At 64.4% G+C, this 18396-nt stretch carries 19 protein-coding genes; 8 read left to right on the forward strand and 11 right to left on the reverse strand.

All coding sequences use genetic code 11. From position 1 onward, the window contains the following. Positions 1-372: 372 nt before the first annotated feature. The 3 genes from NKH35_RS27230 to NKH35_RS27240 all read left to right on the forward strand — a co-directional run bounded on the left by NKH35_RS27230 (position 373) and on the right by NKH35_RS27240 (position 3045). Positions 373-846 carry a DUF992 domain-containing protein gene (locus NKH35_RS27230; RefSeq protein WP_023671136.1) on the forward strand — a complete coding sequence of 158 codons (474 nt, stop codon included), beginning with the start codon at positions 373-375 and terminating at the stop codon, positions 844-846. Between the two features lie 89 nt (positions 847-935). Continuing rightward, positions 936-1415 carry a DUF992 domain-containing protein gene (locus NKH35_RS27235; protein ID WP_023671135.1) on the forward strand — a complete coding sequence of 160 codons (480 nt, stop codon included), beginning with the start codon at positions 936-938 and terminating at the stop codon, positions 1413-1415. A 193-nt stretch (positions 1416-1608) separates the two neighbouring features. Further along, positions 1609-3045, forward strand: coding sequence for an MFS transporter (locus NKH35_RS27240; protein ID WP_023820624.1), 1437 nt, complete (start codon positions 1609-1611; stop codon positions 3043-3045). A 120-nt stretch (positions 3046-3165) separates the two neighbouring features. On the opposite strand, the gene coaBC is transcribed toward NKH35_RS27240, so the two are convergent. The 3 genes from coaBC to ubiE form a co-directional block, all read right to left on the reverse strand. Next, the gene (gene coaBC, locus NKH35_RS27245; RefSeq protein WP_352917002.1) at positions 3166-4632 is read right to left on the reverse strand and encodes a bifunctional phosphopantothenoylcysteine decarboxylase/phosphopantothenate--cysteine ligase CoaBC; all 1467 of its coding nucleotides are present in this window, start codon (positions 4630-4632) and stop codon (positions 3166-3168) included. A 67-nt stretch (positions 4633-4699) separates the two neighbouring features. Next, positions 4700-6274, reverse strand: coding sequence for a 2-polyprenylphenol 6-hydroxylase (ubiB, locus tag NKH35_RS27250; protein WP_023671132.1), 1575 nt, complete (start codon positions 6272-6274; stop codon positions 4700-4702). Positions 6275-6305: 31 nt separating this feature from the next. Further along, complete coding sequence (ubiE, locus tag NKH35_RS27255; RefSeq protein ID WP_023683188.1) at positions 6306-7082, reverse strand: bifunctional demethylmenaquinone methyltransferase/2-methoxy-6-polyprenyl-1,4-benzoquinol methylase UbiE; 777 nt, start codon at positions 7080-7082, stop codon at positions 6306-6308. A gap of 134 nt (positions 7083-7216) precedes the next feature. On the opposite strand from ubiE, the gene NKH35_RS27260 reads away from it, so the two are divergent. The 3 genes from NKH35_RS27260 to NKH35_RS27270 all read left to right on the forward strand — a co-directional run bounded on the left by NKH35_RS27260 (position 7217) and on the right by NKH35_RS27270 (position 9646). Next, complete coding sequence (locus NKH35_RS27260) at positions 7217-8188, forward strand: adenosine deaminase (protein WP_352917004.1); 972 nt, start codon at positions 7217-7219, stop codon at positions 8186-8188. Between the two features lie 135 nt (positions 8189-8323). Then, the gene (upp, locus tag NKH35_RS27265; RefSeq protein ID WP_023671129.1) at positions 8324-8953 is read left to right on the forward strand and encodes a uracil phosphoribosyltransferase; all 630 of its coding nucleotides are present in this window, start codon (positions 8324-8326) and stop codon (positions 8951-8953) included. 129 nt (positions 8954-9082) lie between these two features. Further along, positions 9083-9646, forward strand: a complete 564-nt coding sequence (locus NKH35_RS27270) for a TIGR02281 family clan AA aspartic protease (RefSeq protein ID WP_023695614.1) — start codon at positions 9083-9085, stop codon at positions 9644-9646. 9 nt (positions 9647-9655) lie between these two features. On the opposite strand, the gene deoA is transcribed toward NKH35_RS27270, so the two are convergent. The 6 genes from deoA to NKH35_RS27300 all read right to left on the reverse strand — a co-directional run bounded on the left by deoA (position 9656) and on the right by NKH35_RS27300 (position 15944). Next, complete coding sequence (deoA, locus tag NKH35_RS27275) at positions 9656-10975, reverse strand: thymidine phosphorylase (protein ID WP_023733522.1); 1320 nt, start codon at positions 10973-10975, stop codon at positions 9656-9658. Continuing rightward, complete coding sequence (locus NKH35_RS27280; RefSeq protein ID WP_023735052.1) at positions 10975-11790, reverse strand: purine-nucleoside phosphorylase; 816 nt, start codon at positions 11788-11790, stop codon at positions 10975-10977. The genes deoA and NKH35_RS27280 overlap by 1 nt, the downstream gene beginning before the upstream one ends. Positions 11791-11802: 12 nt before the next feature. Continuing rightward, positions 11803-12195, reverse strand: coding sequence for a cytidine deaminase (gene cdd / locus NKH35_RS27285; RefSeq protein WP_023683183.1), 393 nt, complete (start codon positions 12193-12195; stop codon positions 11803-11805). Between the two features lie 107 nt (positions 12196-12302). Beyond that, entirely contained in the window at positions 12303-13274 is a 972-nt protein-coding gene (locus tag NKH35_RS27290; RefSeq protein ID WP_023683182.1) for an ABC transporter permease, read from the reverse strand. 1 nt (position 13275) lies between these two features. Next, positions 13276-14415: an ABC transporter permease gene (locus NKH35_RS27295; protein WP_023686470.1), complete on the reverse strand. Its 1140-nt coding sequence runs from the start codon at positions 14413-14415 to the stop codon at positions 13276-13278. Next, positions 14412-15944, reverse strand: coding sequence for an ABC transporter ATP-binding protein (locus NKH35_RS27300; protein WP_023698756.1), 1533 nt, complete (start codon positions 15942-15944; stop codon positions 14412-14414). Before NKH35_RS27300 ends, NKH35_RS27295 begins: the two co-directional genes overlap by 4 nt. Positions 15945-16162: 218 nt before the next feature. Here NKH35_RS27300 and NKH35_RS27305 point away from each other — a divergent pair, with 218 nt between their 5' ends. Both NKH35_RS27305 and NKH35_RS27310 read left to right on the forward strand, forming a co-directional pair. After that, complete coding sequence (locus tag NKH35_RS27305; protein WP_196813821.1) at positions 16163-16369, forward strand: SlyX family protein; 207 nt, start codon at positions 16163-16165, stop codon at positions 16367-16369. A gap of 13 nt (positions 16370-16382) precedes the next feature. Then, entirely contained in the window at positions 16383-16772 is a 390-nt protein-coding gene (locus tag NKH35_RS27310) for a hypothetical protein (protein ID WP_023704057.1), read from the forward strand. Here NKH35_RS27310 and NKH35_RS27315 read toward each other — a convergent pair. Both NKH35_RS27315 and NKH35_RS27320 read right to left on the reverse strand, forming a co-directional pair. After that, positions 16767-17228, reverse strand: a complete 462-nt coding sequence (locus NKH35_RS27315) for a GNAT family N-acetyltransferase (RefSeq protein WP_023704058.1) — start codon at positions 17226-17228, stop codon at positions 16767-16769. The genes NKH35_RS27310 and NKH35_RS27315 overlap by 6 nt on opposite strands. An 88-nt stretch (positions 17229-17316) precedes the next feature. After that, complete coding sequence (locus tag NKH35_RS27320; protein WP_023683177.1) at positions 17317-18306, reverse strand: BMP family lipoprotein; 990 nt, start codon at positions 18304-18306, stop codon at positions 17317-17319. Positions 18307-18396: the final 90 nt, after the last annotated feature.

The raw sequence follows: 18396 nt of genomic DNA on the forward strand, positions 1-18396 counted from the left end.
GCCCCGCCCTCCCCCCCCCCCCCCCCCCCCCCCCCCCCCCCCCCCCGCCCCCCCCCCCCCCCCCCCCCCCCCCGCCCCGCGGCCCCCCCCCCGGCCCCCCCCCGCCCGCGCGGTACCCCCCCGCCGCGCCGCCATCGGCGGCCTTTTATAACAACGTTCTATTCCTGATGCAGTGCGCCGCGTGAGCGGTTTCTCCCAAGGGAAAGCGCAGAGCGCTTCCCCTTGAGATTGCGTATCCAGAAAACCCCACTATCACCCAATCTTAACCACCGGGGGCAAAGCGTTAACCCCTGCCTTGATCGCGCCAAGTTTTCAGCGGAACGCTCCGGGCCATTCAACCGTTGTTGAAGGCATTTTCGAAAGGACTGACCCATGATCAAGAAAATCATCTGTGCCGCGGCACTTGCCACGACGCTGCTTGCCGTTCCCGCCAGCGCCGGCAAGCTTCAGCTCGGCACGCTCGATTGCACCATCGACGGCGGCGTCGGTTACGTCATCACGTCGAACAAGGGCGTCGACTGCACGTTCCGCCCTTATCACCATGGGCCGTCCGAGAAATACACGGGGATGATCTCCAAGCTCGGCGTCGATCTCGGCCAGACGCATCAGGGCCAGCTGGTGTGGGCGGTTCTGGCCGCCACCCGCGGCCATGACGAGGGCGACCTTGCCGGCCATTATTATGGCGTCAACGCCGAGGCGAGCGTGGTGACCGGCGGCGGCGCCAATCTGCTGGTCGGCGGGCTGGACGGCGCCTTTGTGCTGGAGCCGCTCAGCGTCCAGGCGCAGACCGGCGTCAATGTAGCGGTCGCCGTGACCTCCCTGGAGCTGATCCACTCGTTCAAATAAGCATCGGCAAATAAGGATCGACTGATCCCTCTACGCGCGGCGCGGAACAGGTTACTGTTTCGCGCCGCATGCTTTTTGGGGGATCCGCCGTGCTGAAACCAGCCATCGCCGCCGCTATCACCATCATCTGTACCGCCCAGGCCCAAGCGCAAGGCCAGGGTATCGAACTCGGTGTGCTCGATTGCGCCATCGGCGGCGGCACCGGCTTCATCTTCGGCTCCAGCAAGGATCTGAGCTGCACCTTCACGCCGGCCGACAAGAGCTTTTCGCCGGAAGCCTATTTCGGCGCCGTCAACAAATACGGGCTCGACATCGGCACCACCAAGCAGACCGTCATGCAATGGCTGGTGCTGACGCCGCTGAGGAACATCTATGCGCCCGGCGCGTTGGCCGGCGACTATATCGGCGCCAGCGCCGAAGTGACCGCGGCGGTCGGCGCCGGCGCCAATCTCCTGGTCGGCGGCTCCTCGCAGGCCTTCACCCTGCAGCCGCTCAGCCTGCAGACGCAGACCGGTATCAACATTGCGATCGGCGTCAGCCAGTTTCAGCTGCGCAGCATTGAGAACTGACCGGCGCATAAAGCGGAGAGGCTTCCGGCCAATCTCGACCGTTTGCACTTCGATAAAAAGCCACTTGAGCTCAACTGCGCTTGAGGTTTTACAACTCGCCTGACTGAAACAGCGCGCATGGCCCCGCCGGAAAGCCCGACTGGCTTCTGGCGCCATGCGCCGGCATCGAGATATGCAAAGGCAGGGTAAAAGAATGACTGGAATCACCAGCAACAAGGTCGACTGGCGGGCATTGTGGGCAAGCGGCGACCTCGCGCGCTTCTGCTTCATCAGCCTCGGCATCCTGCTGCACGCCACCAACGAGACGATGGTGGCGACGGTCATGCCGGCCATGGTCGGGGACCTCGCCGGTGTGCAGTTCGTCGGCTGGTCGCTGGCCGTCTACGAGCTCGGCGCCATTGTCGCCGGCGCAGCGGCCGGGCGGCTGGTCAGCTATGTCGCTCTACGCTCCAACGTCACGGTCGCCGCCCTGCTCTATGCCGTGGGCGCACTGATCTGCGCCACCGCGCCGTCCATGCCGGTGTTTCTTGGCGGCCGTCTGGTCGAGGGTCTCGGCGGCGGTGCGCTGGTGTCGCTGGCCTTCGTCTCGGTCGAGCGGCTGTTTAACCGCAGCATCTGGCCACAGCTGTTCGGCATCATGTCGGCGATCTGGGGCGTCGCCGCCTTCAGCGGCCCGATGCTCGGCGCGATCATGGTCGAGCTCCTGTCCTGGCGCTGGGCCTTCGGCGTCTTCGTGCTGGGTGGCATCGCCATGGCATCGGCAAGCTTCATCGTCCTGAACACGCCGGAAGCGACGAAGCCGCAAGCCGCCGCCGGCACCTCGCCGCCCTTCCCCTTTGCAGCACTTGGCTGCCTCGCCATCGCCGTCGTGCTGATCGCCACCGCAGGCGTCGACGTCGCCTTGCTTCGATCGTCGCTGCTGCTGGTCCTCGGCCTCGCCGGCCTGGCGCTGTTCGTTTTCGTCGACGCCATGAAGCCGCAATCGCGACTGTTCCCGTCGGGCCTGTTCTCATGGCGCTCGCCGGTCGGCAGCGGCATGACCATGGTTGCCGCCTTCTCGGTGGCGACGGTCTCTTTTTCCATCTACGGGCCGCTTCTGCTTACCACGCTGCACGGCATCCCGATCCTGACCACAGGCTACATCATCGCCGCCGAATCGATCGCCTGGTCAATCCTGTCGATCGCCGTCGCCAATGCGCCACTGCAGCGCGAACGGCAGATCGTCGTCATCGGCGCGCTGATGATTGCAGCCGGCCTCGCCGGTTTCGCCTATGCCATCCCCGCCGGCTCGATCCCGGTGATCCTGCTCTGCGCTTTGTTGCAAGGCGGTGGCTTCGGCGTGTCATGGCCCTTCCTGACCCGCATCATCGTTGCCTCGGCCCGCGACGGCGAGCAGACGATCGCCTCGGCCGCCGTGCCGACCATGCAGCGCATCGGCTACGCCGTGGGCGCCGCCATGGCCGGCATCATCGCCAATGCCAGCGGCTTTTCGGACGGGCTGAACCGCGAGGCAGCAGCGCACGTCGCCGGCTGGCTGTACCTGGCCTTCGTGCCACTTGGCATTGTCGGTTGCCTGGCGGCGTTGAAGATGGCTTTGGCGGCACGCCGGCCGCAATTGGCGACAGGCTGAGGGCACGGCGGATCGAGAATTTGGCGACAGCATTCCGCCGGCGCTGTCGGCGTCAAATGCCCTCGGCCACAAGGCTGCCTGCAAGACCATGGCCTGCCCGATTGCGGAACCGGCGGCCGCTCAGGCTTGCAAACGCTCGGCGATGAACGCGGCGAGCCGCGCCGCCACCTCGTCCTTGCCCATCTCAGGCCATTCCTCGACACCGTCCTTCGAGACGATGCGCACCTTGTTGCGGTCGCCGCCCATGACGCCGGTGGGGCCGACGCCGCTTTCACGCGAGACATCGTTAGCGACAATGAAATCGGCGCCCTTCTTCTTCAGCTTGGCCTCGGCGTTGGCAACCAGGTCCTGCGTCTCGGCGGCGAAGCCGACAACCAGCCCCGGCCGTTGCCCGTGATGACCAACACTGGCGAGAATGTCGGGGTTTTCGATCATCTGCAGCGCCGGTGGGCCTTGGCCCGCCACCTTCTTGATCTTCTCGCCGGCCGTGCCAGCGGTGCGCCAGTCGGCGACGGCAGCTACGAAGACCGCGGCGTCCGCCGGCAACAATTGCTCGACGGCCGCTTTCATCTCGGCCGCGGTCTCCACATGCGTCGTCACAACGCCGGCCGGATCGGCAATGCTGACCGGACCGGAGACCAGGCGTACATCCGCGCCCAGTCTTGCCAGCGCTGCCGCAATCGCATGGCCCTGCTTGCCCGAAGAGCGGTTGGCGATGTAGCGCACCGGGTCGATCGGCTCATGCGTCGGCCCCGAGGTGACGATGATCCTGCGGCCGGCCAGCGGCTTCGGCCTGCTGTCGAGCAGTGCCTCGATCACTGCCACGATCTCCAGCGGCTCGGCCATGCGGCCCTCGCCCGCCTCGTTGCTTTCCGCCATCTCGCCCTTGGCCGGGCCGACGAAGGCGATGCCATCCTTGGCGAGCGTCGCCCGGTTGCGGCTCGTCGCGGCATGCGACCACATTTTCGGGTTCATCGCCGGCGCCATCAGCACCTTCTTGTCGGTGGCGAGCAGCACCGTCGAGGCCAGATCGTTGGCATGGCCGTTGGCGAGCTTGGCCATCAGATCGGCAGTGGCCGGCGCCACTACCAGAAGGTCGGCCTCGCGCGACAGGCGGATATGGCCGACATCGTGCTCGTCATTGCGGTCGAACAATTCGCTGAAGACATGGTCGGCCGAAAGCGCGCCGACCGAAAGCGTGGTGACGAACTCCTGCGCCGCCGATGTCATCACGACGCGCACCGCCGCACCGCGCTCGCGCAGCCGGCGGATCAGGTCCAGCGCCTTGTAGGCGGCGATGCCGCCGCCGATGATCAGCAGGATGCGCTTGCGGTCGAGGGTTTTGTGCGTTTTTGTGGATTGACCTCGCTCGGGCAGATCGATGTCAAAACCTCCATGAGGCTCAACCAAGCGGCGGATTGTTGCATAGAGGGTTTCGCTCTCGGGCATGCCGGCTTCCGCCGACAGCACGCTTTTGGCAAGCGCATCACGCGCCTCTTCCTCCATCGACACCCCGCGCGCCGCAGCGCGCTCACGCAATTTCTGCTTCACGTCGTCAGCTAGATTGCGGACAGTAATGGTGCCCATGACTTGCTCCGCGACATTAATAGCGCGACTGCAACGCTAGCACCACCGTTGCTAGCGTTGCAAGCGATCAGAGCAGCTTCCACGCGATGTAAACCAGCGTCAGCGCGATCACCCACAGCGCCAGCCGGCCCGAGCGGGTGTAACGGGCTTCGGCCTTGCCGATGGCGCGCGATGTCGCCTCGTCGAAGCGGAGGCCGTGCTCCGCCATAAAATCGATCTCGCGCGACAGCCGCTCGGTGCGGGCGGCAAGATCGGGCGCCTGGCGGGCCAGCGCCAGCAGCGCCTTGGCGCCGTCGCGCGCGTCCATCAGCAGGCCGCTCGGCCCGAGATTGCCGGCGATCCACTGGCCGACCACCGGCTCGGCCGTCTTCCACATGTTGAAGGCCGGGTCGAGCGTGCGTGCGACGCCTTCGACCACCACCATGGTCTTCTGCAACAGGATCAGTTCCGACCGCGTGGCCATATCGAACAGTTCGGTGACCTCGAACAGCAGCGTCAGAAGCTTCGCCATCGAGATGGTTTCAGCCGGCTGGCCATGGATCGGCTCGCCGATGGCCCGGATCGCCTGCGCAAAAGCCGCGACATTGTGCTGGCGCGGCACGTAGCCGGCCTCGAAATGCACCTCGGCGACGCGCAGATAGTCGCGCGTGATGAAGCCGTAGAGGATTTCGGCGAGGAACCGGCGCTCCTTCTTGCCGAGCCGTCCGGCAATGCCGAGATCGACGGCGACGATATTGCCATTGGCCTCGACGAACAGATTGCCTGGATGCATGTCGGCATGGAAGAAGCCGTCCCGCAGCGTGTGACGCAGGAACGACTGGATCAGGTTGGTGGCGATCGCCTTCAGATCGTGCCCCGCCGCAGCGAGGCCGGCGATGTCGTTCATCTTGACGCCGTCGACCCATTCCATGGTCAGCACATCGCGCCCGGTGCGCTCCCAGTCGACCGACGGCACGCGGAAGCCCGGATCGTCCTTGGTGTTTTCGCCCAGTTCCGAAAGTGCGGCCGCCTCGAGGCGAAGATCCATCTCGATCTTGGTGGTCTGCGCCAGCGTCTCGGTCACCTCGACCGGCCGCAGCCGGCGCGACGACGGGATGTATTTCTCCTGCAGCCGGGCGGCGAGGAAATAGCTTTCGAGATCCTGAAAGAAGCGGCGGCGCACGCCAGGCCGGATCACCTTCACCGCCACCTTGGTATCGACACCGTCATGCATGGCCTGCGCGGGATGGACCTGGGCGATGGAGGCCGCCGCGACCGGCCCGCCGAACTGCGTATAGAGTTCGCCGATCTTGCGCCCGAGCGAGCCCTCGATCGCCGCCACCGCTTCCGCCTGCGAAAAAGTGTGCATCTTGTCCTGCAGCATGGCGAGGTCGAGCGCCATGTCGTTGCCGACGACATCGGGCCGCGTCGCCAGGAACTGGCCGAGCTTGACGTAGGAGGGTCCGAGCCGGACCACCGCCTTGGCCAGCCGGTCGCTGCGCTCATAAGCGAGTGCGCGGCGGCGGGTGAAGAGCCGGGCCATGCGCCAGCCGAATTTCGGCAGGCCGCCGAGTTCGTCGCCCGGCAATGCTGCGATCACGCCTTCGCGAACCAGCACCCAGCCGGCCCGTGCGAGCCGAAAGGCGGCGCCGACGCTGCTCATCGCCTACCCTGCTGCTGCAAACTGTGGTGCCTCAAAGCTTCCAGCCCGAATGCAGGGCGGCAATGCCGCCGGAATAGTTGCGGAACGACACGCGCTCGAAGCCCGCGCGGGTGATCATGGCAACAAAGTTCTGCTGATTGGGAAATTTGCGGATCGATTCGACCAGGTAGGAATAGGGTTCGCCCTCGCCCGTCACCATCTTGCCGATCTGCGGAATGACGTTGAACGACCAGGCTTCGTAGACCTTGTCCAGCAGCGGCATCTCGACCTCGGAAAACTCCAGGCACAGGAACCGTCCGCCGGGCTTCAGCACGCGAAAGGCTTCCGTCAGCGCGACATCGATGCGCGGCACGTTGCGGATGCCGAATGCGATGGTGTAGGCGTCAAAGGTGCTATCGGTGAAAGGCAGTTCCTCGGCATTGGCCTCGACGAAATCGGTGTTGCCGGACAGGCCCTTTTTCTCCGCGCGGTCACGGCCGACGCTGAGCATCGAGCCGTTGATGTCGAGCACCGTGGCATGCGTGTTGCCATGGCTGGCGTCGACAATGCGGAAGGCGATGTCGCCGGTGCCGCCCGCCACGTCAAGCACTTTCCAGCCCGGACGTTTCGGCGGATTGAGCCATGTCACCATGGCATCCTTCCACAGCCGGTGCAGCCCGGCCGACATCAGGTCGTTCATCAGGTCGTAGCGGTTCGCCACCTTGTGGAAAACCTCATTGACCAGAGGCTGCTTGTCGCCTGGCCCTACCTTCTTGAAACCATAGGAGGTTTCCATGCCGCCCGCGGCCGTGGTTCTCTCAACTGACATTATTTTGATCCGTCATAAAACCGGCGGGACCATAGCCGATCGATGGTGCGGGCGCTATTGTTTAAGGCGCGGTGTTCGGCCGCGCTTCCAGGTGGTGGGCTTTACGGCCTGGACTGATGAGACGGGATAACTGCATGCCTTTGAAAGCAGAACTGCACTGCCACATCGAGGGGGCAGCGGCGCCCGAACTCGTCATCCGTCAGGCGCAGAAATACGGCAAGGACACCTCGCTTTATATCCAGAACGGCTCCTTCGTCTGGCATGATTTCACCTCGTTCCTGGCGGCTTATGATTTTTCCGCCGACCTGTTCCGCACCGACGAGGATTATGCCCGCCTCGCCGACCATTATCTGACCAGCCTTGCCCGCGACGGCGCCATCTATTCCGAGGTCTTCACCTCGCCCGACCATGCCGTCAGGGCCGGCCTGTCGCCCAAGGCCTATACCGATGCGCTCGGCGAAGGCATGCTGCGCGCCAAAGCCAAGACCGGCATCGAGGGCCGCATGATCGTCACCGGCGTACGCCATGTCGGCGTCGAGTCGATCGAGCAGGCGGCGCGCTTTGCGGCGCGCTGCGGAAATCCGCTGGTCACCGGCTTCGGCGTCGCCGGCGACGAGCGCATGGGCGAGATGGAGGATTATGTCAGGGCCTTCGAGATCGCCCGCGAAGCCGGCCTCGGCATCACCATCCATGCCGGCGAGCTGACCGGATGGGAGACGGTGCAGGCCGCACTCGACCATATCCGCCCGTCGCGCATCGGCCATGGCGTGCGCGCCATCGAAAACCCCGATCTGGTGCGGCGCATCGCCGATGAGGGCATCGTGCTGGAATGCTGCCCCGGCTCCAACATCGCGCTCAAGGTCTACGACAGTTTCGCCGATCACCCTTTCCCTGCGCTGCAGGCAGCCGGCTGCAAGGTGACGCTGAATTCTGACGACCCGCCCTATTTCTGGACTTCGCTGAAGCGCGAATACGACATCGCCGCCGAGCATTTCGCCATGAACGAAAAGGCGCTGGCCGCCATCACCCGAACCGCGATCGAGGCGGCTTTCGTCGACAGGAAGACGAAAAGCGCGCTGCTTGCCCGGCTCGATGCGAAGAGGTGAATGGTGAATGGTGAATGGTGAATGGTGAATGGTTTGCCGGCTCTTCGGCCTGTCAACCGCAATGATCGATCCATCGGGACTCGCAAACCTGCTCACTATTCACTATTCACTATTCACCATTCACTGGAGCAACCCATGCAGGGCGTCACCGTCGTCGACCACCCGCTTGTCCAGCACAAGCTCACCATCATGCGCAAGAAGGAGACGTCGACCGCCGGTTTCCGGCGGCTGCTGCGCGAGATCTCGCTCCTGCTCGGCTACGAGGTCACCCGCAACCTCGAACTGACGACGACGACCATCGAAACGCCGATGGAAACCATGGAAGCGCCGACGCTGGAGGGCAAGAAGCTGGTCTTCGCCTCGGTGCTGCGCGCCGGCAATGGCCTGCTCGAAGGCCTGCTCGACCTGGTCCCGGCGGCCCGCGTCGCGCATGTCGGCCTCTACCGCGATCACGAAACGCTGGAGGCGGTGGAATATTTCTTCAAGGCGCCGAGCGATCTCGCCGACCGGCTGGTGATCGTCGTCGATCCGATGCTGGCGACCGCGAACTCGGCCATCGCGGCCATCGACAAGCTGAAGGAGCGCGGCGCCACCAACATCCGTTTCCTTTGCCTGCTGGCGGCGCCAGAAGGCATCGAGCGCTTCACCAAGGCGCATCCGGATGTTCCCGTGTTCACCGCTTCCATCGACCGCCAGCTCAACGAGAAGGGCTACATCATGCCCGGCCTCGGCGATGCCGGCGACCGCATGTACGGAACCAAATGACGGCGGCTGGCAAGGCCAGCTGACATCCAGTCGTTTACCGCCCGTTTACGCAAAGCCGCGGTTTCGGGTTGGCGTTAAAGCGGCACACACCATACGTGGGCAAGAATGGGCCTTCACGAAGGTCCATTCATGCTGCGCAAGCTTGTCATTCTGGGCGTGTTCGCCGGAACGTCGGCATCGATCCCGATCGTCTATCAGTCGAATCCGCAGATTCTCGACAACCTGTTGAAGTCGACCGTCGCCGGCAAGCCGTCCGCGCAGCCTCAGCCCGAACTGAACATGGCCTCGGTTCCCGGCAAGCCGGCCGCACCGCTGCCCACTGGGCGCAAAGTATTGGTGGCGGCTGACGAGCGCGGCCATTTCACCTCCGCCTTCAAGCTCAACGGCCGCCAGGTCGACGGCATGATCGACACCGGCGCCACTTTGGTCGCCATCAACACCTCGACGGCGCGCCGCATCGGCATCTCGCTCAACCCGTCGGACTTCAACCAGCAGGTCAACACCGCCAATGGCGCGATCAGGGCCGCCGTGGTCAACATCGATCGCCTGCAGATCGGCAAGATCAGCGTCGACAACGTCCAGGCGGTAGTGCTCGACGACAAGGCTCTGCGCACCAACCTCATTGGCATGAGCTTTTTGCAGCGGCTGGCAAAATACCAGGTCGAAAACGGCACACTGTTGCTGGTGCAGTAGCGCGTTCCGCTACCCGCGCGGCAGCACGCGCCGGATGACAGTCTTGTCGGCGGCTGGTTTCGACGCCCCGATCGTATAGGCCGAAAGCACGGCGGCTGCGGCCGCTTCGGCCTCCACTTGCGTGCGGGCGTGGACCAGCGCCAGCGGCTCGCCGGCCCGCACCTCGGCGCCGAGCGGCAGCAGCCTGGTGATGCCGACCGCATGGTCGATCCTGTCGTCCGGCCGCGTGCGCCCGCCACCGAGCCCGACCACGGCAAGGCCGATATCGCGGGTGGCAATAGCGGTGGCAAAACCGTTGCCTGTCGCCTTGACCGCAAACTCCACCGCCGCTTTCGGCAGGTATTTTTCCGGCTTCTCGACGAAATCGGCGGGACCGCCAAGGGCTGCGACCATACGCGCGAAGGCGGCTGCCGCGCGGCCGCCGGCCAGCGTCTCGGCCGCGCGCCTGAGACCGTCCTGATTGGACGACGCCAGCCCTGCCGATTGCAGCATCTCGGCGGCCAGCGCCAGCGTCACATCCTCCAGTCGCTTGTCGCGGAACCTTCCGGTGAGGAAATCGACGGCGTTGCGCACCTCGACCGCGTTGCCGGCCGCCGACGCCAGCGGCTCGTTCATACCGGTGACCAGCGCCGAGGCCTTCAGGCCGGCGCCGTTGGCGATCTCGACCAGGCTGTTGGCCAGTGCTGTCGCGTCGCGCGACTTCTCCATGAAGGCGCCATTGCCGACCTTGACGTCGAGCACCAGCGACCGCAGGCCGGCCGCGAGTTTCTTCGACAGGATAGAGGCAGTGATCAGCGGCACCGATTCCACCGTTCCGGTCACATCGCGGATCGCATAGAGGCGACGGTCGGCGGGCGCGAGATCGGCGGTCTGTCCGATGATGGCACAGCCGGTCTCGAGCACCGTCTTGCGGAAGCGCGCGATATCCGGCTGGCTGATATAGCCCGGGATGGCGTCCATCTTGTCCAGCGTGCCGCCGGTATGCCCAAGGCCCCTGCCGGAGATCATCGGCACATAGGCGCCGCAAGCGGCGACGATCGGCGCCAGCATCAGCGAGACATTGTCGCCGACGCCGCCGGTCGAATGTTTGTCGGTGACCGGACCCGGCAGGTCCGACCAGTCGAGCACATCGCCGGAATCGCGCATGGCGAGCGTCAGCGCCACCGCCTCGTCGCGGTTCATGCCGTTGAAGAACACCGCCATGGCAAAGGCGCCGACCTGGCCGTCCGAGACGCTGCCCGAAGTGACGCCGGCGACAAAGGCCGAAATCTCCTGCGCGGACAGTTTCTGGCCGTCGCGCTTGCGGCGGATGATTTCCTGCGGAAGCATCAGGTGCCCTTTGGCTCCGGCAACCCATCCTGGAACACATGCGCAAGGATCGTCGCCAGCCGTGCGCCGCCGATCGGCGCCATGTCCTTGGTCTCCTGGTGCGACAGTTCCGCCCCGGTCATCCCGGCGGCGAGATTGGTGATCACCGAACAGGCGGCTACGCGAAGCCCAAAGAAGCGGGCGAGAATGACCTCCGGTACGGTCGACATCCCTACCGCTTTGGCGCCCATGACGCGGGCCATGCGGATTTCAGCAGGGGTTTCGAAACACGGACCGGAAAACCACATATAGACGCCCTTGTGCAGCGCCGTCCCTGTCGCCTTCGCCGCCCGTTCGATCGCCGCGCGCAGGCCGGCATCATAGGCTTCGGTCAGGCCGACGAAGCGGCGGTCGCTAGGCTCGCCGATCAGCGGGTTGGAGCCGGAGAAATTGATGTGGTCGGTGATCAGCATCACCGATCCAGGCAGCATGTCGGGATCGACCGAGCCGGCGGCATTGGTAAGGATCAGCTTGGTGATGCCGATGCCGGCAAGCACCTCCAGCGCCGGCCGCATCGCCGCAGCAACGCCGTGCTCGTAATAATGGGCGCGGCCGGACAGCATCAGCACCGGCGTGCCGGCGAAAAGCCCCGCGACCACCTCGCCGGCATGGCCAGTCACCCCGCTGCGGGGGAAACCCGGCAGGTCGGCATAAGAGATGCGCACGGCATTTTCGACCTGGTCGACAAGCCCGCCAAGGCCCGACCCCAGCACCATCGCCGTTGTCGGCGCCAACCCGTCCAGCCTTTCAACGAGGTGGTCCAGAGCTTCCTTCATATCAGCCAACTCTCACTTCAAAATGTCGCCACGAAACCCGTAGGGCAGCATGTCGCCCATGGTCACGGTCTCGACCACGCCGGTGTTGTCGCAAAGATAGAGCTTTGTGTCCGGCCGGCAGAATTCCGCCAGCCTTTGCCGGCAGCCGCCACAGGGCGAGCATTTGGCCATGCGCGAGGCAATGACGGCGATTTCCACAATCTTGCCGCCGCCGCCCATGATGTAATGGCCGAGCGCCGTGGTCTCGGCGCACCAGCCTTCCGGATAGGACGCGACCTCGATGTTGGCGCCGGTGAAGACACGGCCGTCTTCGGTGCGCAACGCCGCACCCACCGGAAACTTCGAATAGGGCGCGTAGGCCTTGGCCATGGCCTCCTGCGCGGCTTCGAACAGATCATGCGACATCTAGACGTTCTCTCCGACGATCGTGGTCAAAACCCGGCCATTTGCGTTTTCCTGGCGCCTTTCGAGCACCAGCCGCATGTTCGACACAGTGCTCCTGGGCGCCCGGATCAACGTTCCTTGACATAAGGCACGCCGCCGGCGCGCGGCGGGATCGCCTTGCCGATGAAGCCGGCAAGCAGGATCACGGTCAGCACATAGGGCAGCGCCTGCATGAACTGCACCGGCACCTTGCCGATCAACGGCAGCGGCGAACCCTGTAGGCGGATCGCCGCCGCGTCGAGGAAGCCGAACAGAAGACAGGCGAACATGGCGTTCACCGGTCGCCATTTGGCAAAGATCAGCGCCGCCAGTGCGATGTAGCCCTTGCCCGCGGTCATGTCCTTCACGAAGCCGCCATTCTGCACCATCGAGAGGTAGGCGCCGGCAATGCCGGTCAGCACACCGGTGCAGATCAGCGCCCGGTAGCGCAGCCAGGCGACCGAGATGCCGGCGGTGTCGACGGCGGCCGGGTTCTCGCCGACGGCGCGCAGGCGCAGGCCGAAGCGGGTGCGAAACAACACCCACCAGGTGAACGGCACCATAGCGAAAGCGAGATACACCAGAATCGAATGGCCCGAGAGCAGCTCGGAATAGATCGGCCCGATGATGGGCACATCATGGATCGCGGCAGCACCTGGCAGAGTGATGGCCTCGAAACGCTCGCCCGGCTGCAGCGCCGGCGTGCGCCCGCCCTGCTGGAACCAGGCCTGGCCCAGAATGATGGTCGAGCCGGCGGCGACGAAGTTGATGGCCACACCGGAGACGATCTGGTTGCCGCGATGGGTGATCGAGGCGAAGCCGTGCACCAGGGCAAAGGCGACCGACATCACGATCGCCATGCCGAGACCGAGGAAGGCCGAATGGAAGACCGAAGCGGCGGCCGCACCTGCAAAGGCGCCGACCAGCATCTTGCCTTCCAGCCCGATGTCGAAAACGCCTGCGCGTTCCGAATAGAGGCCGGCGAGGCAAGCGAGCAGCAGCGGCACCGACAGGCGTATGGTCGAGTCCAGGATCTGCACGATGGCGATGAAGACGTCCATCTCAGGCGCCCTTCCCTTTGACCGCTTCGATGCCGACCGACCTTGGACTGAACGAGGCGAACAGCGCCTGGACGTAGGGCCGGAACATGTGCTCCAGCGCACCGGCAAACAGGATGACCAGGCCTTGGATGATGACGATCATGTCGCGGGAAATCGCCGGCATTTCGAAGGCAAGTTCGGCGCCGCCCTGGTAGAGCATGCCAAACAGGATCGCCGCCAGCACGATGCCGACCGGATGCAGACGGCCCATCAGCGCCACGGCAATGCCGACGAAGCCGGCGCCGGAGACGAAATCGATCGCCACATTGTGCTGGTCGCCCATCACCGGGTTCAGCGTCATCATGCCGGCCAGCGCGCCCGAAATCATCATCGCGATAATGATGATGCGGGTCTCCGAAATGCCGGCATAGCGCGCCGCTTTCGGGCTGTGGCCATAGGTGCGCATCTCGTAGCCGAGCTTGGTGCGCCAGATCAGCAGCCAGACCAGGAATGCCATGAGCAGCGCCAGCAGGAAGCAGATGTTGAACGGCGCCGAGCGGATCTTGGCGCCGAACAGTTCGATGATCCAGTTGAGTTTGGGCAGTTCGGCGCCGGCGAGGAAGTTGCGCGTCTGCGGCGCCTGCGACGCCGCCGGCTTCAACGGCCCAACCAGGAGGTAGACCATGATCGAGGCCGCGATGAAGTTGAACATGATGGTGGTGATGACGATGTGCGACCCGCGCTTGGCCTGCAGATAGGCCGGGATCAGCGCCCACAGCGCACCGACGGCGGCTCCGGCGACGATCGCCAGCGGAAAGGTCAGCCACCACGGCAGCACAGTGTCGAAGGCGAGGCAGACCACGCCCACGCCAAGGCCGGCAATATAGGCCTGGCCCTCGGTCCCGATGTTGAACAGGCCGCAATGCGCGGCCACCGCCACAGACAGGCCGGTGAAGATGAAGGTGGTGGCATAGAACAGCGTGAAGGCAATGCCGGTTCCCTTGCCGAAAGCGCCCTCGACCAGGATGACGGCGGCACGAAACGGGTTTTCGCCGACCAGCATGACGACGAAACCGGCAACGATGAAGGCCACTGACAGATTGATCAGCGGGATCAGCCCATAATCGGCCCAGGCCGGCAGCTTGGCGTAAGGCGTGCTCACTCTGCCGCCTCCTGGCGATCGACGCCTGCCATCAGCAGACCAAGCTCGCCTTCGGTCGCCTCCGGGCCGCGTTCGCCGACGATGCGCCCGGCAAACATCACCAGGATGCGGTCGGACAGCGAACGGATCTCGTCGAGCTCGACCGACACCACCAGCACCGCCTTGCCCTGGTCGCGCATGGCAATCAGCCGCTTGTGGATGAATTCTATGGCGCCGACATCGACGCCGCGCGTCGGCTGGCCGACGATCAGAACACCGGGATCCTGCTCCATTTCTCGCGCCAGCACGATCTTCTGCTGGTTGCCGCCGGAGAAATTCGCCGTCTTCAGACGCGGATTGCCGGGACGGATGTCGTATTTCTCGATCTTGTCCTTGGCATCGGTCATGATGGCGTCGATGTTGAGGAACGGCCCTTTGAGGTAGCGCGGGTCGTCATGGTAGCCGAGGATCGAATTCTCGTTCTCCTCGAAGGCCAGCACCAGGCCGACATGATGGCGGTCCTCCGGCACATGGGCGAGCCCACGGTCGCGCAACTCGCCGGGATCGGCGGCCCCGGTCAGGTCGATCGGCTTGCCATCGAGCATCACCGAGCCGGAAACCGCGCGCCTGATGCCGGAAATCGCCTCGAGCAGTTCGGACTGGCCGTTGCCGGCGACACCGGCAATGCCGACGATCTCGCCGGCGTGGATATCGAAGGAGATGTCGTCGACCATGGTGACGCCGCGCTGGTCTTTCACCGTCAGGTTCTTGACCGCGAGCTTGACCGCGCCGGCCTCCGTCTCGCCCTTTTCGACCCGCAGCAGCACGCGCCGTCCGACCATCAGTTCGGCCAGTTCGCCGACTGTCGTCTTGCTGGTCTCGCGCGTCGCCACCATCGTGCCCTGGCGCATGACCGAGACATTGTCGGTGATGGCCATGATCTCGCGCAGCTTGTGGGTGATCAGCACCACCGTTTTCCCCTGGTCCTTCAATTGCCTGAGGATGCGGAACAGATGGTCGGCCTCGGCCGGCGTCAACACGCCCGTCGGCTCGTCGAGAATCAGGATTTCGGCACCGCGATAAAGCGCCTTGAGGATTTCCACACGCTGCTGCAGGCCGACCGGCAATTCCTCGATGATGGCGTCGGGATCGACTTCCAGCCCGTATTCGCGCTCGAGCCGCTCCAGTTCGGAGCGCGCCTTGGCGATGCTCTTTTTCAACAGCGCATCGCTTTCGGCGCCGAGGATGATGTTTTCCAGCACGGTGAAATTGTCGACCAGCATGAAGTGCTGATGCACCATGCCGATGCCGAGCGCGATGGCGTCGTTGGAGGTCTTGATCGACGCCGGCTTGCCGCCGACGCGGATCTCGCCGCTGTCGGCCTGATAGAAGCCATAGAGGATCGACATCAGCGTCGACTTGCCGGCGCCGTTCTCGCCGACGATGCCATGGATGGTGCCGCGTGCGATCTCCAGATTGATGTCGCGATTGGCGCGAACGGCGCCAAAACTCTTGTTGATGCCGATCAGTTCGATTGCGGCTTGCGCCATGCAGCCTGTCCCACTCTTATTTTTTTATCGCTTGGTCAAAACGCCTAGCATGATGCCCCACCCGTGCCAATTGGCGGCGCAGTGGCCACTCTCGACAAATCCCGGTGCGCTTGTCAATTTCGAACGTGGCCGCAGACCTTCACATTCACTAATATGCAAGGCTCAACAGTCGCATCATGCTGCAACTGCGTGCACCAGGACCTGGGGAGTTTCGAATGATCATGCCTGTCGACCGGCTGACGACGCTGGAAATCCGCGCCGCCGAGCAGGAAAAGACCATCGAGGAACTGTCGGGCCAGATCGCCGAACAGTGGACGGCGATCGAACGCATGCAGCGCAAGCTCGATGCCCTGACCGGGCGCTTCATGGCTCTGGAGGAACAATCGGCACCCGACGTGCCGATAACCAAACCGCCGCACTGGTAGCAAGGAGAAGCCTATGGCCGGTGAAAGCGACCGCGTTGCGCGGGCGGGCGATTATGTGCTTGGCCTGATGAACGATCGCGACCGCGAACGTGCCGAGCGCGACCTGGAGATCGATCCCGCCTTCCGCGACACGGTGATGCGGCTGGCCGAGCGCATGCATGTCCTCGACCGTGGTGCGCCATCGGGCGGCAGCGATCGCTGGCGGCTGATCTCGCAACGCATCGCCGAACTGCCGCAGATGCGTGTGGTTGGCCAGGACGAAGCGAAGCCGGTGATCGGCAGACTGGAGCGGAAGCCCTATGGCGTCGTCGGCGTGCATTCGCTCGGTGGCCGACGCGGCGCCGTCATCGCCATCGCGCTGATCATGGTATTCGCGCTGGGTTATCTCGTCGGACAGCTATAGGCCGAGTTCGCGCGACATCAGCAGCATCGGGTAGCCGTCCTGCTCAAACGACTCGACCACTGCCCAACCGAGCCCGGCATAGAAGTCTCGCGCCACCCACGTATAGAGGTAGGTCCTCTCCACACCGATCGCGGTTGCATGCGCTTCGATGGCTGCAACCAGCGCGCGGCCGATCCCTTTGCCGCGGTGGTCGCTATCGACGACCAATCCCGCCAGCCAAGGCGTCAGCTCATGCGCGGGTTCAAGTTCGTGGCGAACCAGCAGGCAGGTCCCGACCGGGACGTCCCTTATCCGCGCCACAAGCGCCGCCTCGAAGCCATCTCCGTTGAGCAACTCGCGAAGCCCGGCGACGTCCTCATTCAGCGTTCTTGCGCTGCCCTCGAAAAAGGCGGCGATGCGCAGTCGCGCCACTGCATCAACATCGCGTTCGGTCATCGGTCCGATGGTCGGCTTCACTCTCGCCTCTCAAGTTGCGGCCCCCGTCAAACCCAAAAACAAAACCGCCGGACTCTCGCCCGGCGGTTTCAACTCTAATGGATACAGATCAATACGGGCAGGCGTTGTCGGCGGTGTAGTCGTGCACCTGGATCGTGCCGGCGATGATGTCGGCCTTGGCCTTTTCGACGGCAGCCTTCATCTCGTCGGTGACCAGCGCCTTGTTGTTGTCGTCCATGGCGTAGTCGACGCCGCCTTCCTTGAGGCCGAGATTTTGCAGGCCGCCCTTGAAGGTGCCGTTCTTGCCGTCCATGAAGGCGGTGTAGACCGCAACGTCGACGCGCTTCAGCATCGAGGTCAGCACCTTGCCGGGCTGCAGGCCGTTCTGGTTGGAATCGACGCCGATGCCGAGCTTGCCGGCATCCGCCGCCGCCTGCAGCACGCCGACGCCGGTGCCGCCGGCCGCGGCATAGACGACGTCGGAGCCCTGGTCGATCTGCGTCTTGGCGATCTCGCCGCCCTTGGCCGGATCGTTCCACGCCGCGGGCGTGTCACCGGTCATGTTCTGGATGACATCGGTCGCACCGGCCGCCTTGGCGCCGCCGACATAGCCGCATTCGAACTTGCGGATCAGCGGAATGTCCATGCCGCCGATGAAGGAGACCTTCTTGGACTTCGAGGCCATCGCCGCCAGGATACCGACGAGATAGGAGCCTTCGTTTTCCTTGAAGACCAGCGAGCGGACATTGGGCATGTCGACGGCATCGTCGATGATGGCGAAGTTGAGATCGGGATATTCCTTCGCGACCACCTTCAGCGCATCCTCCCAGGCAAACCCGGCCATGACGATCGGGTTGCGGCCGTCCTCGGCGAAGCGGCGCAGCGCCTGCTCGCGTTGCGAGGCGTTCGACACTTCGAACTCGACATAGGCGGTGCCGGTCTCGGTCTTGAACTTTTCGGCCCCGTGATAAGCAGCCTCGTTGAAGGACTTATCGAACTTGCCGCCGAGATCGTAGAGGATGGCCGGCTGGACATCCGCGGCGAAAGCCGGAAGAACCATTGCGGTTGCGGCCAGGAGGCCGAGAACGATACGTTTCATGTGATCCACACCCTGTCGGTTATTTTTTTCCGTTACGCGCCGTCCGCCTGCCCGGTTCTCCGGCAGGCATGCGGCATCAGCCAGGAGTGT

The organism is Mesorhizobium sp. M1143 (assembly GCF_040318435.1).
In the GTDB taxonomy this organism is placed as follows: domain Bacteria; phylum Pseudomonadota; class Alphaproteobacteria; order Rhizobiales; family Rhizobiaceae; genus Mesorhizobium.